This is a genomic window from Peptoanaerobacter stomatis, assembly GCF_000238095.2.
Lineage (GTDB): Bacteria > Bacillota > Clostridia > Peptostreptococcales > Filifactoraceae > Peptoanaerobacter > Peptoanaerobacter stomatis_A.
The window spans coordinates 288,727-306,025 of record NZ_JH815225.1; the positions used below are offsets into that span (position 1 = coordinate 288,727).

The 17,299-nt window shown below is 32.7% G+C and carries 15 protein-coding genes and 1 riboswitch; all 15 genes read left to right on the top strand.

The features are described 5' to 3' along the window. Positions 1-80 precede the first annotated feature (80 nt). The 15 genes from HMPREF9630_RS01195 to HMPREF9630_RS01260 all read left to right on the top strand — a co-directional run bounded on the left by HMPREF9630_RS01195 (position 81) and on the right by HMPREF9630_RS01260 (position 17,176). Positions 81-857: a type III pantothenate kinase gene (locus HMPREF9630_RS01195; RefSeq protein WP_009526717.1), complete on the top strand. Its 777-nt coding sequence runs from the start codon at positions 81-83 to the stop codon at positions 855-857. Beyond that, positions 838-1,833, top strand: coding sequence for a tRNA dihydrouridine synthase DusB (dusB, locus tag HMPREF9630_RS01200; protein ID WP_009526718.1), 996 nt, complete (start codon positions 838-840; stop codon positions 1,831-1,833). The genes HMPREF9630_RS01195 and dusB overlap by 20 nt, the downstream gene beginning before the upstream one ends. Positions 1,834-2,039: 206 nt before the next feature. Next, positions 2,040-2,534 (top strand): transcription elongation factor GreA, encoded by a 495-nt coding sequence (gene greA / locus HMPREF9630_RS01205; RefSeq protein ID WP_009526719.1) that lies wholly within the window; start codon positions 2,040-2,042, stop codon positions 2,532-2,534. Positions 2,535-2,569: 35 nt separating this feature from the next. Beyond that, on the top strand, positions 2,570-4,498 hold the full coding sequence (gene lysS, locus HMPREF9630_RS01210; RefSeq protein ID WP_009526720.1) for a lysine--tRNA ligase: 1,929 nt from the start codon (positions 2,570-2,572) through the stop codon (positions 4,496-4,498). Positions 4,499-4,680: 182 nt separating this feature from the next. Then, positions 4,681-4,866: a flavodoxin gene (locus tag HMPREF9630_RS01215; RefSeq protein ID WP_009526721.1), complete on the top strand. Its 186-nt coding sequence runs from the start codon at positions 4,681-4,683 to the stop codon at positions 4,864-4,866. Positions 4,867-5,149: 283 nt separating this feature from the next. After that, the gene (locus HMPREF9630_RS01220; protein WP_009526722.1) at positions 5,150-5,647 is read left to right on the top strand and encodes a helix-turn-helix domain-containing protein; all 498 of its coding nucleotides are present in this window, start codon (positions 5,150-5,152) and stop codon (positions 5,645-5,647) included. Continuing rightward, the gene (locus HMPREF9630_RS01225) at positions 5,629-6,177 is read left to right on the top strand and encodes an IS630 family transposase (protein ID WP_009526723.1); all 549 of its coding nucleotides are present in this window, start codon (positions 5,629-5,631) and stop codon (positions 6,175-6,177) included. The genes HMPREF9630_RS01220 and HMPREF9630_RS01225 overlap by 19 nt, the downstream gene beginning before the upstream one ends. 27 nt (positions 6,178-6,204) lie before the next feature. After that, a complete protein-coding gene (locus HMPREF9630_RS01230) occupies positions 6,205-7,176 on the top strand; it encodes an IS30 family transposase (protein ID WP_009526724.1) in 972 nt (323 codons plus the stop codon). Positions 7,177-7,350: 174 nt separating this feature from the next. Continuing rightward, positions 7,351-7,438: riboswitch (cyclic di-GMP riboswitch) on the top strand. 50 nt (positions 7,439-7,488) lie between these two features. Beyond that, positions 7,489-7,653: a helix-turn-helix domain-containing protein gene (locus HMPREF9630_RS10145; RefSeq protein ID WP_009526725.1), complete on the top strand. Its 165-nt coding sequence runs from the start codon at positions 7,489-7,491 to the stop codon at positions 7,651-7,653. Positions 7,654-7,838: 185 nt separating this feature from the next. Continuing rightward, positions 7,839-8,060: a hypothetical protein gene (locus HMPREF9630_RS01235; RefSeq protein ID WP_009526726.1), complete on the top strand. Its 222-nt coding sequence runs from the start codon at positions 7,839-7,841 to the stop codon at positions 8,058-8,060. A 29-nt stretch (positions 8,061-8,089) separates the two neighbouring features. Further along, positions 8,090-9,589 carry a TRAFAC clade GTPase domain-containing protein gene (locus HMPREF9630_RS01240; protein ID WP_009526727.1) on the top strand — a complete coding sequence of 500 codons (1,500 nt, stop codon included), beginning with the start codon at positions 8,090-8,092 and terminating at the stop codon, positions 9,587-9,589. A 12-nt stretch (positions 9,590-9,601) separates the two neighbouring features. Beyond that, a complete protein-coding gene (gene grpE / locus HMPREF9630_RS01245; protein ID WP_009526728.1) occupies positions 9,602-10,339 on the top strand; it encodes a nucleotide exchange factor GrpE in 738 nt (245 codons plus the stop codon). A 4-nt stretch (positions 10,340-10,343) separates the two neighbouring features. Beyond that, entirely contained in the window at positions 10,344-11,981 is a 1,638-nt protein-coding gene (locus HMPREF9630_RS01250) for an Hsp70 family protein (RefSeq protein ID WP_009526729.1), read from the top strand. 65 nt (positions 11,982-12,046) lie between these two features. Continuing rightward, positions 12,047-14,167: an Hsp70 family protein gene (locus tag HMPREF9630_RS01255; RefSeq protein WP_009526730.1), complete on the top strand. Its 2,121-nt coding sequence runs from the start codon at positions 12,047-12,049 to the stop codon at positions 14,165-14,167. Between the two features lie 15 nt (positions 14,168-14,182). Continuing rightward, complete coding sequence (locus HMPREF9630_RS01260; RefSeq protein ID WP_009526731.1) at positions 14,183-17,176, top strand: zinc ribbon domain-containing protein; 2,994 nt, start codon at positions 14,183-14,185, stop codon at positions 17,174-17,176. The last annotated feature ends 123 nt before the right edge of the window (positions 17,177-17,299 follow it).

Sequence of the window (17,299 nt, forward strand, 5' to 3'; positions counted from 1 at the left end):
ATTTATATGATTTTTTTACTTTGAGTATATAATAATTTTACTTAGTATAAAAATAAACTTATAATTATTTGGAGAAAAGAATGCTTTTAGTATGTGATGTAGGCAATACAAATCTTGTTTTCGGGCTTTATGAAGGAAGAACTTTAAAACATAGTTTCAGACTTGGTACAGATCCGACTATGACATCTGATGAGTATGGAGTATTTGTAAAAATGCTCATAGAGGAAGAAGGTTATAAATTTTCAGACATAGATGATGTTATAATATCATCAGTGGTACCAGAGGTAATGCACTCATTAGACAATTTTGCTTTTAAGTTTTGTAAGAAAAAACCGTATATAGTAGGACCGGGAATAAAAACGGGAATAAATATTAAATATACAAATCCTTCACAAGTAGGCGCAGATAGAATAGTGAATGCAACAGCCGGATATGAAAAATATAAATCAAATCTAATATTGATAGATTTTGGTACGGCAACTACATTTTGCAGTGTTTCTAAAGATGGAGATTATTTGGGAGGACTTATAACTCCCGGAATAAAAATATCAGCAGATGCATTGTTTTTAAATGCCTCAAAATTGCCAAAAGTAGAAATAAAAAAACCGGAGAATGTAGTTGCAAAAAACACTGTAAGTGCAATACAAAGCGGTATATATTATGGCTACTTAGGACTTGTAGATAAAATAGTATCTCAAATGTTATTAGAACTCGGTTGGAAAGAAGGAGAATACAATATAATAGCGACAGGAGGACTTTCACAGCTTATTGTAAATGAATCGATTCATGAAATAGAAGTGAATAAAACCCTTACATTAGAAGGCTTAAGAATAATATATGAAAAAAATAAACAATAATTTAAAAATAGGCGATAAACTGTATGAAGGTGTTATTGCAATACCGGCTCCTATGGCGGGTTATACGGATTTACCGTTTAGAACTATATGTGAAGAATTCGGTGCTAAACTGACTTTTACTGAAATGGTAAATGCTAAAGCATTGTGTTATGAAGATGAAAAGACATTTTCCATGTTGAACGTAAAAGGTCAAAAATATGATATAGCAGTTCAAATATTCGGTAGCGAAGTAGAATATATGACTGGAGCTGTTAAAATAATAAATCAGCTCGGTATATTTTCACACATAGATATAAATATGGGGTGTCCTGCACCTAAAATAGTAAAAAACGGTGATGGCAGTGCACTTATGAAAACTCCTGAGCTTGCAGCTGAAATAGTGAAAAATGCAAAAAAAGTATCAAAATTGCCTATAACTGTAAAAATAAGAAAAGGTGTAAATGAAAAATCTGTAAATGCGTTGGAATTTGCAAAATTAATGCAAGATAGCGGTGCAGATGCGATAACAATACATGGAAGAACAGCCAATCAGTATTACAGTGGCACAGCGGATTGGGATATAATAAAAGAGATAAAAGAAAATTTGAGTATACCTGTAATAGGAAACGGAGATGTAAAGTCACCGGAAGATGTTCAAAAAATCATTGAATGTACAAATTGTGATGCTGTTTTAATAGGTAGAGGCTCACAAGGAAATCCGTTTATATTTTCTCAGATAAATGACTTCTTTAAAAATGGTGTTTATGATGAAATAGATGATTATATAAGAATAGTTACAGCATTGAAGCATTATAAAAAAGCCATAGATATTTTTGGAGAAAGTACAGCAGTTAGAGAAATGAGGAAACAACTCAACTGTTATTTAAAGGGAATAAAAAACTCATGTTCTATAAAAAATGCTATAAACACAGAACTGTCATATAAAAAAGTTATAGAGGCACTTTCTGATTTTTCCAAAAGCTTGACATTAAATTAGCAATGGTATATAATTCTTACTTAAAGCTTATCATTCAGTTATTATTTCAAAATATTTTTATATAAATGAGTCAATATTAAGCCTAATATCATTTATAAAAAACAAATAATACTGATATACTTACACAAATATATATTAAATTTGTGTATAAACTTTTAAAAGCAATTAGCTATAACTTAATATTGAAAAAAGGAGAGCTGCAATTAATGTCTACACCAAACGAAAATTATATAATACTTACAAAAGAGGGATACGAGAATATAGAAAAAGAACTTGAAGAATTAAAATCAGTCAGAAGAAAAGAAGTTTCAGATAAACTTAAAGTAGCACGCTCTTTTGGAGATTTATCAGAAAATGCAGAATATGACGAAGCTAAAAACGAACAGGCACAATTAGAAGAAAGAATAACAAAACTTGAAAACATACTTAGAAAAGCCGAGATAATATCAGAGTCCGATATGAAGATGAATGTTGTAAATGTCGGATCTACTGTTAAATTTTCTATAAAATATCCTGATGGAGAAGTAGAAGAAGAAGAGTATACGATAGTAGGTAGTGCAGAGGCGAATCCTTCAGAAGGTAAAATATCAAATGAGTCTCCAATAGGAAAAAGTCTTTTAGGCACAAAAAAAGGACAAAAAGTAGATGTACAAGTGCCTGATGGAATAGCAAAACTAAAAATTTTGTCAATAGCATATTAAAATAGAGCATAAATTTATCCAAATTAGGAGGAGTAATGGAAGGCGAACAAATAATCCTTAATGATATAGAGAGATTAAAATATGAAAAATTATTAAAATTACAAGAAAATGGCAAAGATCCATTTAAAATAGAAAAATTTGATCAAACACATCATTCTAAAGAGATAAAAGATAATTTTGAAGACTTTGACGGAAAAGAAGTATCAGTAGCAGGAAGAATGATGAGTTTTAGAAGTTTCGGTAAAGCAACTTTTATTGATATACAAGACAAAGACGGAAGAATTCAAAGTTATGTAAGAAAAGATCAGCTTGGAGAAGAGCTTTATAAAGAATTTAAAGAATTTGACATCGGAGATATAGTAGGTGTTACCGGAATAGTATTTAAGACACAAAAAGATGAGATATCTATAAAAGCGTCAAGCATACAATTATTGTCAAAATCTCTTAGAATATTACCGGAAAAATATCACGGTCTTAAAGACATGGATCTTAGATATAGACAAAGATATGTTGATTTAATTGTAAATCCTGAAGTAAAAGAGGCTTTCCTAACAAGAAACAAGGCTATAAAAGCTCTTAGAGATTTCTTGGAGCAAAGAGAGTTTATAGAAGTGGAAACACCTATACTTAACACTATTGCCGGAGGAGCTGCCGCAAGACCGTTTATAACTCATCACAACACTCTTGATATAGATATGTATTTAAGAATAGCAAATGAATTATATCTTAAGAGATTGATAGTAGGCGGATTTGAAAAAGTATATGAAATGGGTAGAATGTTTAGAAATGAAGGAATGGATATGAAACACAACCCTGAGTATACAGCTATGGAACTATATCAGGCATATGCAGACTATGAAGATATAATGAAACTTACAGAAGAAGCTGTTGCATATATGGCTGAAGCCGCAACAGGTTCAACGCTTATAGAATATCAAGGCAAACAAATAGACTTAAAACCGCCTTGGAGAAGATTATCTATGACAGATGCAATAAAACAATATGCTAATATAGATTTTGACACTATAAAAACAGATGAAGAAGCGGTTGAATTGGCAAAAGAACATGCTGTAGAAATAATACCTGAAATGACAAGAGGTCATGTAATATCAGCTATATTTGAAAAATATTGTGAAGAAAAATTGATAGAACCTACATTTATAACACATCATCCTGTAGAAATATCACCACTTTCAAAAAGAAATCCTGATGATCCGAGAATAACAAACAGATTTGAGGCATTTGTAAATACTTGGGAAATAGCAAACGCATTTTCAGAATTGAATGATCCTATAGACCAAAGAGCAAGATTTATGGCTCAATTAAGACAAAGAGAGCTTGGGGATGAAGAAGCTCAAATGCTTGATGAAGATTTTCTGAATGCAATAGAAGTAGGTATGCCACCTACAGGTGGACTTGGAATTGGAATAGATAGAGTAATAATGTTACTTACAAATTCAGCAAGTATAAGAGACGTAATCTTATTCCCTACAATGAAGCCAATGGCTAAAAAAATGGCTGAAAATCAAGATTTATCATCTCAAGATGACAAATCTTGCAATGAATCTATTACAGATTTGAAGAAAATAGATTTGTCTAAAGTGAAAGTAGAGCCTTTATTTGAAGATATGGTAGATTTTGAAAAATTTTCTGAGTCAGATTTTAGAGTAGTTAAGGTTAAGAATTGCGAAGAAGTTACTAAGTCAAATAAATTATTAAAATTCACATTAGATGATGGAACAGAAAAGGATAGAATAATTTTATCAGGTATAAAAAATTACTATAGTGCTGAAGAATTAATAGGTAAAACTTTGCTTGCGATAACTAATTTACCGGAAAGAAAAATTATGGGTGAACCGTCACAAGGAATGCTTTTATCTGCTATATATGAATATAATGGTGAAGAAGCGTTAAATCTCATTATGTTGGATGGAAATATACCTGCTGGAGCAAAAATATATTAAAATAAGAATTTATTATAAAAAACTGATGTTGAATTTAATAATTTGACTTCAGTTTTTTATGTTTTAGTATTATTATATTTTCAATTATAAATACTGTGTAAGTCTAATGTTCAATCTAAAAATTACTTAATAAATAAGCTGAAAATAAACTGATAAAGTTAGAAGTTAAGGAGGTGATTTTATTGAATCCTTTAGTTGTATATTATTCATATTCAGGAATAACAAGAAAATTAGCAGAAGATATTGCATTGATTACAGATGGAGATTTGAGAGAACTTAAACCACAAAAGCCTTATTCCTTTTCATATAATCCCGACTTTATCACTTTTAAGACAGTACAATCACCTTATAAAGATTCAATACACTAGCTTTAAAGGTGATTGTTTTTAGTTATTTTTTGTTGTATACGAATCCTTTTGCATAATTTTTTAACTCTTCATACTTTACTATTCCTTTTTCCCACTCTATTCCTAATACTTCATTTAATTTTTTCATTTCTTCATTTTCTTGAAGTTTGTAGTAATCATCTTTTAGTTTACTTGCTTTTGCACTGTTTAAGCCATTTATTATTTTATGACTACTTATACTAAAATCTAATAGAACTATGGATATATTTCATAAAATATGATATACTAATATAGGGTGAAAAAAATGCATAAAATTAGTATAGAAGAAGCGAAAAAAATAAGCGAAATAAGAAATACAATTAAAGATAAAAAAGAAGATAAAAGACTACATGCTATACAATTAAGAGGACAAGGGAAAAGTAATAAAGAAATAGCTGAAAAACTTGATACCTCAATTAAAGTAGTAAATAACTGGATATGCAAATACGTAAAAGAAGGAATAGAAGGACTTTTAAGCAAGGGGCAAAAAGGAAATCATAGAAATCTAACATTTGAGCAAGAAGAAGAAATGTTAAAAAAATTTGAAGAAAAAGGCAAAAAAGGACAGATAATAACAGTCAAAGAAATAGAAGAAGAATATGTAAAAATAGTAGGACATAGTATAGGAACAGCACAAGTATACTATGTTCTAAAAAGACATGGGTGGAGAAAAGTAATGCCAAGAAGTAGACATCCGAAGAAGGCAAATCAAGAGGTAATAGAAACCTCAAAAAAATTAACAGTATGGCAGAAGAGTTATTAAACGTTTACCCTGATAAAATAGTAAGAATAATGTTTCAAGATGAAGCAGGTTTTGGAAGGATAAGCAAACCAAAGTATTGTTGGTGCACAAAGGATGTAAGAGCGGAGGTACCATATCATCACATAAGAGAATATAAATACGCATATGGAGCAGTAGAACCACAAACAGGAGAAAACTTCTTTTTAGTAATGCCATACTGCAATACAAATAATATGAACGTATTTTTAGAAGAATTATCGAAAGAATATAAAGAAGATATAATATTATTAGTATGTGATGGGGCAATATGGCACAAATCAAAGACATTAAAAATACCTCAAAACATAAAGATAACACATATACCACCATATACACCAGAGATGAATCCCATAGAGCAAATATGGAAACAAATTCGTCAGATGGGATTCAAAAATGAAGTATTTAGAACACTAAATGAAGTAGTAGACAGATTATGTGACACAATAAATTTATTAACAAAAGATATGGTAAAAAGTATCACAAGAAGAGAGTGGATAAAATCCATAGCTTAAATAGAGTTTAGTATAATTGAATTTTATATGAAAAATAAAAAGAAATTAAATCTTACTATGAAGGATATTGCTAAAAAAGTTGGAATAAGTGAAAGGACATTATATAGAGAAATAAAAAGAGGCATGGTTTATGGACTTTTAAACAGTGACCTTACAAAAAGAGATGAATATAGTGCACAAAAATCACAAAAGCAGTATACAGAAAATATAACTCAAAAACAAAGAGAACTAAAAATAGGAAAAAATAGTGATTTAGCAAACTATTTAGAATATTTAATGCTTGAGAAAAAATATTCACCATATGCAGCAATAATAAAGGCAAAGTCTCAAGGATATGAAGTAAATATATGTGAAAAAACATTATATAACTACATTAAGCAAAAACTATTCTACAAATTAGAAGCAAAAGATTTACCATACAAAAGACGAAAAAAAACAAAGATAAAGAGCCAAAAAACAATAAGAAAAATAGGAGAAAAAAGTATAGAAAAAAGACCCCTACAAGCAAATGAAAGGTTAGAATTAGGGCATATAGAAATAGATAGTGTAGTAGGGAAAAGACAGGGAAAAAGTTGCTGTTTATTAGTAATAACGGATAGACTAAGTAGATTACAGATAATAAGAAAGATAAAATCAAAAAAAGCAAAATACGTAGTAGAAGAGATACAAAAGCTGAAGAAACAATATCCAAAAACATTTAATGAAAGATTTAAGACAATAACAAGTGATAATGGAAGTGAATTTATGGATGCAAAATCCATAGAAGAAATGGGAGTAGATTATTACTATGCAGACAGTTATTGTTCATATGAAAGAGGAAGTAATGAAAACAACAACAAATTTATAAGAAGATTCATAAAAAAGGGAGAGGATATAAGCAAGGTATCACAAAGAAAGATAAAAGAAATACAAGATTGGATGAATAATTATCCAAGAAGAATGTTTGGTGGAAAAAGTGCTAATGAAGTGCACTTAGAACATAGGGTAATGGAGCAATAATGCTATTTATAACTTTTTTTTATTTTTTATGACACTTACTATTGCAATTTATGGTCTTGTGCAAAATTACTATATAACTTGACAAGCTACTTGTCAAGTTATATAATAAAAAAAATAATTTGTTGATATCTGTCGAATTAAAGAGAATAATTTTTTTCGTTGTATTGGAACTTACACGAAATGAGGCAAACTTGTCTAAAGACAAGGACGCAAAACTTGAGGGACTAAGCCATAATTATTGGTATGTCAGCCAGTTGCAGTATCGGCTGGCAATGTTTGCTAGCATTTATTTATTTAGGGAGCATTACTAAGGTGGAAATTGCTGAAATAAACAAAGAAGAATTATTGGCAGATTTTGTTGAAAAATTACCAACTATACGTAGAAAACTAAATATTTCACAGGGTAGACTTGGCGAAATGCTTGGGTTAAGTAGACAGTCAATATCTTCAATCGAAAGAGGAAGTGTTCAGCTGTAGTGGAATACATTTTTATCAATAGAACTGGTGATATTTGTCAATGATCCAGATATTTTTAGTGAAATAACAGATAGTGACAAATATATGGCAATAGTAGAGAGCCTAAAAACTGATACTTGATAATGAGTCAATACGGCTTAATTATATATTCTAAATTAAATCAAAAGAAAAGGATGGTGCATTTTATGTTCAAACGTGATGGAGAAGAAGCAATTGTAGGTCTTGTAATTGGAATCGCAATTATATGTTTTATTGTTTATGTGATTGTGCTTTTGGCAACAATTATCGCAGGTGTAGCAGCCGCAAGTGGAACAATTTTTGGCGGCGGTTCTGCTATCAAAAATTATACTCTTTCATTTAAAGAAAATGTAATTGATAGTAACAAACAAGCACCAATGGCTGCATAAATAATGTACATAGCAAGGAGGATTAGATAATGGCTTCAGTAGCACAACCGGCAAAGAAAAGCTATTTCTTTGGGAAGGGTTATTCTGATGTACTAAACACCATTAGAGGCGCTTGGCAAAGGAATTTCGATTCTATAGGCAGATATAAAGATAATATTGCAGATGCGAAATATAGCGGAAAAGGTAGCTTTATTTTTCAATTGATTTTGAACGTTTTAGCAATGATTTCTGTCATAGTATTTGGATCTATCATCACTGCCGTAGTAAGCTTCATAAATATTGTGGTTGTGTTGGTAATGATGAGCTTTATTTATCTTGGATTTTCTATTATTTGGCTCACTGATAGAATATACTTGATGCGAAAAAAAATTTTTACGGCTTGTCATGAATGTAAAGAGAAATCATTAATTCCTACATATATTTGTCCAAAGTGTGGAGCAAAGCATACTAATTTAACACCTGGCGTTTATGGAATTCTGAAGCGAACATGTGTTGGCGAAGATCCAAACTCTTATTGTGGAGAGCAGTTACCAACAACATTCTTTAATGGAAGAAGAAACCTCGAAGCAATTTGTCCTCATTGTTCAACTCCATTAGCTGATAGAGAGTCAGTTCCAATTTGTATTCCTGTTGTTGGAGGCAGATCAGTTGGAAAAACTGCGTTTATTACGGCGTTTTCAAAAGAATTTATAGATGAAGTAGCTCCTTCAAAACATTGGGAAACAGAATTTTATAATGCTAACAAAGAAAATATATATAAAGAAATTGAACAGGATTACCTGACAGGAAGCACTAGAATGACGGATAGACCTCAAGACATTAATAAGGCAAGTTCAGTTTCGTTCAGTTTCTTTGTTAAAGGTGCATCATTTAAACCAGAAAGGCTTGTCCATGTTTATGATATAGCAGGAGAAGTGTTTACTGATAATAGTGAGAATGAAATACAAAAGCAATATGAGTATTGTCAAGGTATTGTCTTGATGATAGATCCGTTTGCAATTCCTTCTGTTAGACATAGATGCGAGAGTCAATTAGCACCGGAAGATATTGCGGGTATCGGAAAAGCAGATATAAATGGAATCGTTGATTCTTTCTTAAATAAACTAAGAGAAGTTACTGGTTTAAGTGATAAAAAAATGTCCGCGGTACCGTTGGCTGTAGTTATTAGTAAAATTGATTCAGCAGGATTGATGACCGAAATAGGTGATGCGGCAATTAAAACTAAGATGGCAGCATTTCCTGATAAATTTACAGATTATTTTGATACACAGGATTATTTGTGCAGGAAATTTCTTAAAGAAAATGGAATGGAAAGTTTCTTGAACAATATTGATTTGAAATTTAAGGATAACAGATTTTTCTCATGTACAGCCATTGGACATACAAGAGATAAGGGACAATATAATCCACAAGGTATACTTCCTCCAATGCAGTGGCTATTTGGAAAAGCTGATTCAAAGATGGCGCAAACATGGGACGATATTAAGTTTAATAAAAAAGTAGCGAAGATAGAAGAAGATACACCTTAAGGAGAAGTTGCCATGCATGAAAATGAAAATAACGATAACGAGGTGGTTATGATAGGATCTGTGGATTCTCCCATTAATCAATCCGAGGATACTGTAGCACCAACATCTGATAATACAGAAAATCATTCAAAAATAAATGAAACGGATGCAGAAGATGGTGTAATAACAGATGAAGGTGAACCATCAGATATAGAACAAGCAAAAGAACCTGTATCAAACAATGATACGCAAATTGTGATAAAGAGTTTGGAAAGTTTGACGGAAAAAGTGGAACATATGAATAAACTTTTTGAACAAAAAATCGCACATACAACACATGAGGAAAAAATAGTAGACCAGATGCATGCAGAATTGCAAAAATACAAGCAAGATATGTATTCGCAACTAGTGCGGCCTATTTTAATGGATATAATAGAAATTCGTGATAGCATTCTACGTATTAGTGCGAATTATGCTTTAAAACCAGAAAACGAACAAAGTATCCCACTTAAAATGTTCAAAGACTATGCGTATGACGTACAGGATATTTTGGAAAAAAATAATATTACTATTTATGATGGAATTGAGGGAGAGACCTTTAATCCCATAAAGCAGAAGGCAATTAAAAAAGTAAATACGCCAGTGGAAGATCTTCACGGTAAAATTGCAGAAAGCTTAAGTAGTGGATATGAATATTTGGGAAAACCAATTTCACCAGAAAAAGTTTCAGTATATGTTTATCAAAAACCAGAAGAAACTGAGGAGGCATAAATATATGGCTAAATATGTATTTGGAATTGATTTGGGAACTACATATTCTTGTATTTCCTATGTGGATGAGACGGGAAGAGCAACCGTTGTAAACAATGCAGAAGGAACAAACACTACTCCTTCTGTTGTAAATTTTGCTAGTCCAAATCAGGTTGTAGTGGGACAGGTAGCAAAAGAGAATGCGGTTATTGACCCTAATAATACTATTTCATTAGTAAAAACATTAATGGGAAAATCAGATTTTGCGATTAATTATAATGGCGAAGACAAATCCCCAGAAGAAGTATCAGCATATATTTTAAGAAAAGTAGCAGAGGACGCAGGTAAGCAGCTTGATACGGAAGTTAAAGATGTTGTTATTACATGTCCTGCATATTTTGGTACAGCTGAAAGAACGGCTACAAAGAATGCTGGTATTATTGCGGGTCTTAATGTTTTGGAAATTATTAGTGAGCCTACAGCAGCAGCTTTATATTATGGGTGTGCAAAAGAACAAGCTGAAAAGACAATTCTTGTTTTTGACTTAGGTGGAGGTACTTTTGATGTAACCATTATGAGTATAAGTTCAGAAAAAATTGAGGTTGTATGTTCAGATGGTAACCACGAACTAGGTGGAAAGGATTGGGACGAGGCAGTAATGAGATATCTCGCAGAAGAATTTATCTCAGAAACTGGATTTGACGGAGAATTTGATGAATATGCTCAGCAGGATATGAGATTAAAGGCTGAGAAGGCAAAGCAACAACTTTCTTCACGAGAAGAAGTACCAGTTATGTTAGATGCAGCAGGTTTAAGAGCGAGAATTAGCCTTTCAAGAGAAAAATTTGATGAAATTACTTCTACATTACTTGGGGAAGCAATTGATAAAACAGATGCTGCAATAGCGATTGCTAAAGAAAAAGGTTACAATATTGATGAAATTCTTTTGGTAGGTGGCTCTACAAGAATGCCTCAGGTAACAAAAGCATTGGTTGATAAATATGGAATGGAGCCTAAGATTCTTGAGCCTGATGAAGCTGTTGCAAAGGGTGCATCTATTCATGCTGTTAATGTTTACGTAAATAATCAAAAGAGCCTTGAACCAGGAGATTCAGGCGAAACCACAGTAACCGTAGGCGGAACAACAAAAGAAATAAATGCTGATGATTACAAAGAAGAGCTAGCTGTTCAACCAGAAATGATGAGTATAGGTGGAAAAACTCAGAAAGTTGTAGTTGCAACAACAAAGAGCTTTGCAATCGAAGTGCTAGCAAACAATCAGCCTAAATGTTGCAACATAATTATTAAAAATCAAGCAATGCCTGATGGATCAATAACAGTTTCAAAAACATTTGGTACTAATGAAGCAAATCAGGATAACTGTGAATTAGTAGTATATGAAAGTGACTTTATGGAAGATTATTTCGATATTGACGAAGATTTTGTCTTAGGAACAGCAACATTGGAATTGCCAGGAAATCTTCCAGCCGGCGCTCCAATTGAAATAACCTTTACGTTGAATACAGAAGGAATATTGGAAGTTAGCGGTGTAGATAAGACAACTAATCGTGAAGTGCATGCTACTATGCAGTCAAAGGGGATTATGGCCGAAGAAAAAGTAGATGAACTTAAAGAAAAATCAAAACGTATGGTTGTAATGTAAAGATAAATATCCCGCTATGTATCTAGTGATAGATGTATAGCGGGATAATTTTTTAGGAGATTAGAATGAGTATTAGAGTAGGTATAGATTTAGGAACAACATTTAGCGCGGTGGCGAGAATCAATGAAGTGAGTGGCAAACCAGAAATTATCAAGAATAGTTTTGATAGTCCAATAACTCCGTCTGTTCTTTGTTTTGAAGAAAATGGCAGAATTCTATTTGGTGAAGACGCAAAGAGCATGCAGGGAATGGGAAATATAAATGCCATTGCTTTTTTCAAAAGAAACATGGGAAATGATCAGTTCTGTGTGGAGTTTTTTGGAAAAACATATAATGCAACGGATTTATCCGCAATATTTTTACGTAGTATTGTAAAGGAAGCTGAACAGTCATGTAGAGAAAAAATTGATTCTGCCGTAATTACTGTTCCAGCCTACTTTACTCATAAAGAAAGACAAGCAACTATCGAAGCAGGGAAAAAAGCAGGCTTGGAAGTAATTGCAATTATAAATGAACCAACCGCAGCCGCATTTGCATATGGCTTGAATGAAAAGGACATAGAACAAACCGTTCTTATATATGATTTAGGTGGTGGAACATTTGATGTTACGATTGCTCGCATTAATAAAGAAAAAATTGATATCTTAGGTAGCGATGGCAATCATGAGCTTGGCGGAAAAGATTGGGATGATTGCATAGCAAGATATTTAGCTAATCAATTCAACGAAGAATATGGTGTGGATTTAACCGAAGATGATGAAATGGTTGCGTCATTACTTGTAACCGCAGAATCTGTAAAAAAACAATTAACTTCAAAAGATGAGGTCACAATCCCAATAGTATATAAAGATATTCGCGGTAGTGTTTCAATAACAGAAGAATTATTTGAGGACATTTCAGATTTTCTAATTGGAGCAACAAAAGATCTCACAAATAATTTGATAGAATCAATCGGATTATCATGGAGTGATATTACTGGAGCTATTCTAGTTGGTGGATCAACTCGAATGAGAATGATACATAATTATGTGAGAGATATTTCAGGCAAAGATCCATTAGGTGGAGTTAATGTTGACGAAGCAGTTGCTCTTGGAGCGGCAATTAGAGCAAACATTGATGATGCCGGAAAAAGTGTTACACCGACATTAATGGGAATTTTAGGTGGCAAGAAAAATATTAATATAATTGGGGCAAAGGAAGTTTCAGATGTAACAGCACATGCTTTAGGAATGATAGCTGTTAGCGAAGACGGTGAACGGTATGAAAATAGTGTAATCATTCCGAAAAATACATCTATTCCTGCCACAATGACACGATCATATAATTTTAGAACGAGAGCTAAAGACAATGAACTTGAGGTATACGTGCTCCAAGGGGCGTACGCAAGACCTTTAGACAACACAATCATTGATAAATATACAATAACCAAAATTGAAAAGACAGATAAGAATCCATCAGTAATTGAAGTTTCATATAAATATACATCAAATGGTGTTGTGGATGTCAGTGCAATCCAAAAAGATACGGGAAAAACACTTCCTATACGTATTGAAAAGGTGCCGGATGACATGAGCTGGACAGATGGATCTCCTAAAGATCAGATGGTAGCAATTGTGCCACTAGAAGTTGAAGTAATTCTTGCTGTCGATCTTTCAGGAAGTATGTCGGGCAATCCAGTTGCTAAAGCACAAGATGCGATGAAAGGATTTGTAAAGGAACTAGATCCAGAATTTACGAAAATTGGATTGTTGGCATTTGCTGATAGGACCAAAATGGTTGTCAAACCTACAAATGATTTTATGAAGGTTATAAGAGGAGTTGAAGGCATTGATGTTGAAGATGTTGGAATATGTAATAGAGCAGAACCATTTACAGATGCCTTTAATGAACTCAAAATGTCAAGGTTTGATAAGAATAAAGATAAAATTCGATACTTGGTAGTCTTGACTGATGGTGTATGGGACGATCCTCATTCTGCTATTAGAAAAGCTAAAAGATGTCATAGTGAAGGAATCGAAGTAATGGCTTTAGGATTTGGAGGAGCAGATGAACATTTCTTGAAGCAGATTGCATCAACAGATGAATTTGCTTCGCTTACAAATTTATCTGAATTGACGGGTTCATTCTCTAAGATTGCACAGGCGATTGGAGATAGTACTCCAGGATCAGGCTTAAAAATGATTTAAAAAGGAGACTTAATCATGACAGAGAATTGGTATATAGTACTTGGATTGGATTTTGATCCAAATCCAGTCCAAGATGAGACTGTTATCGAACAGAAAATTGAAGAAAAAAGAAAATTCTGGTCAAGTAAAGCTAATGATTTTAATCATGGGGCAGAATATAGAAAATACTCTCAAATGCTTCCTGACATAAAAAAGGATATGATTGGACCAGAAAATATTAGAGCGGAACTAATAAAGGATGCTTGTGATAAAACATATGGTCCTATAGACAAGACTCTGAAAATGATTAAGAAGACAGAGATTCCGCAAGATACCATTGAAAAAATGGCAACGAAGTTAAAAGTAGATGTTGAAACTGTTAAGCGAAGAGCATCTGCACTCGGAATCAAAATCGTTGCTTCCCAAGGTGGTGATTTTCAGGCAACTTATGATAAATACTATAAGACTAAGCCTCAGAATGCAGATAAATACAATGGAATGAATGCCCTTTTGAAGAGCTTTAATGTTACAAATCTGTATGAGTTTTTATATGCAGGCACAACAATAAAGAATTCACAGAATTTACCATGTGATGCACTTAAACAAAGAGCAAAGGAAAGAAAAACTAAAGAATTCTATAAAAATGATAGTGTAAGTGGATCTGGATCAAAGATTTGTGGGCAGTGCGATGAGTGTTTTAAAGACGAAGCAACAAAACAGATATATGATAAATATCTCGAATATAATGCCAGAAAAACAGTTTTAGATGAGTTAAAATCTTTTTTTGAATTAAGTGGTGAACTAACTCAAGATACGTATGCAGATTATACAGGAAGACTTACTGAAATTTTCAAAAATAGAAAAGATGCTGAAAATCTATTATTGGCATTTTGCAAAGTTGAGAAGATTCCAGTTCCTGCATCTGGTGTAGAAAAGAAAGAAAACACACATATAAAAATATGTAGATGCGGTTGTACAAACGATGTATCAGATGGAAGAAAATTTTGTAAAGCATGCGGACTAGAGTTAGAAATCAAATGTCCAAAATGTGGAACTATTAATGATGCAACTATAAATGTATGTAAATGTGGTTTTAAATTCGAAAACATAGATAAGGCCGTATCACTATGCGAATTAGCGTCAGATGCATTAGATACAATGGACTTTAGCGTTGCGGAAATGCATTTAAAAGATGCAGATAAGTATTGGCCGGGGTCAGACAGAGTTTCGCAACTAAACGAGAGACTAAGAGATCTAAAAAGCAGGGTAGGAACAGCAGTTGAAGACATGTGTAAAGCATGCAAAGAAAAAAAATATTATGAAGCAAGAAGACAGCTGGAAAGTGTCAAAAAGTTTTCTCCAAGTTATAGTGAACCCGCTATAGAGGAAGAAATTAACAATGGAATATTAACGGCAGAAAAATTCAAATCAATTGCTCAGAGTGGAAAAAATGAAACGGAAATAGTTGATGCATGTACAAAAGCGTACGAAGCTTGTAACGATTGCCCTGGGGTACGTGAAATTATTTCTAAATATCCACCAGCTGCCCCTACTGAATTAGTTGTTGTAGCAGACTCATCAGCAAAAGTAAACGTATTGTCATGGAAGAGAAGTACAACAGACGGTTTGCTCTATTATTCAGTTATAAGAAAAGAAGGAGCGATTCCTATTAGTGTACAAGATGGTACTTTAATCGGCAGAGTAAGTATGTGTAGCATAAATGATCAGAATGTCTTACCTGGAATACAGTATTTTTATGCCGTATTTGCAGAAAGGGCGGGCGTATATTCGAATGCTTTAACTTATAAAGATGCCGTAAGTAATCTGTTTGAGATATCTGGAGTTAAAATTGCTGCGGGCGATGGCGTACTACAACTAAATTGGGATCCAATCGCAGATAATGCGACAGTTAATATTGAACGAAGCGATCATTTAGGGAAAACCACAAAGCTAAATTGCAATAGCAAATCTAACTTTGTAGATAAAGACTTAAATAATGATGAAGAGTATACATATAAAGTGTATTTATCATACTCAATTGGAATAAAGAAAACGGATACTAAGGGTATAAATATATCTGGTACACCAACAAGACCTCCACTTCCAATTGAAAAACTAGTGATTAAGCCATCTCAAGGAAATGAATTCCAAATAGACTGGGAAAACCCTGAAAACAGTGATGTGCAGTTTTTTTACTCTACAAAGAAACCAGATTTCATAAGTGGAGATCTACTCCCTGTATCTACCTTAGAAAGCACGATGAATACGCTTATTGTAAGCAAAACATCAAATACTACAGGCACATTCAAATATGAAGGTGATGATTTGATATATGTAATTGCAGTTGTAGTAAAGTCGGGGTCAGCTGTAATTGGAACTATATCAAGAGCTAGTAAAGGTGGAACCGTAAAAGTAAATAGTGCAAGCCTTGTAAACGGTAAAATCATGATTAATGTTGAGTTGCCAAAAGATGTTACGGGCTTTGTTGTATTGTATAGACATGATCAATTTCCTGATGATATATCAGATACAAGCACAACAAGAAAATATATTCCATTAAAGCAGTATCAGTATGATGGTGGTTTGGTCATTGATTCAAACGAACTAGAGAATTATTACTTTTCAGTATTTGCAGAATTTCGGCGAGATGGAGAGAGCGATTACTCAACAGGAACAGATTATTTATTTTCTAATGTATCCAAGGAAACTATCACATACTCAATTTCTGTGAATAAGAAACTATTTGGTGGAGGAATAATTAATCTTACATTTGAGAGTGAAAATAAAAAATTCAGACTGCCGGATATTGATGTAATGTCTGCACAGGATAGAGCACCGATGTTTAAAAAGTCAGGTAAACTCTTTCACCAAATAGAGGCACAAGAAACAAATGGAAGTGTAACAATTTCTATTCCGTTGAAAAAGGGATTGCCTCGAGAAACTTATATCAAACCGTTTTTACAAGATGAAAATCTAGCGGGAAGATATGTATTAAAAATAAAGTTAGGATCAGATCACAAGATCAGTTAGGAGTGAAATAAAATGGCATTAAAGCAAACATTTATTTGTCCCTTTTGTTTTGAAGAACATAAAATTTCAAACGTACAATTTAGATGTACAAATAGACGTTGTAAAGATGTAGAAGATATTGAA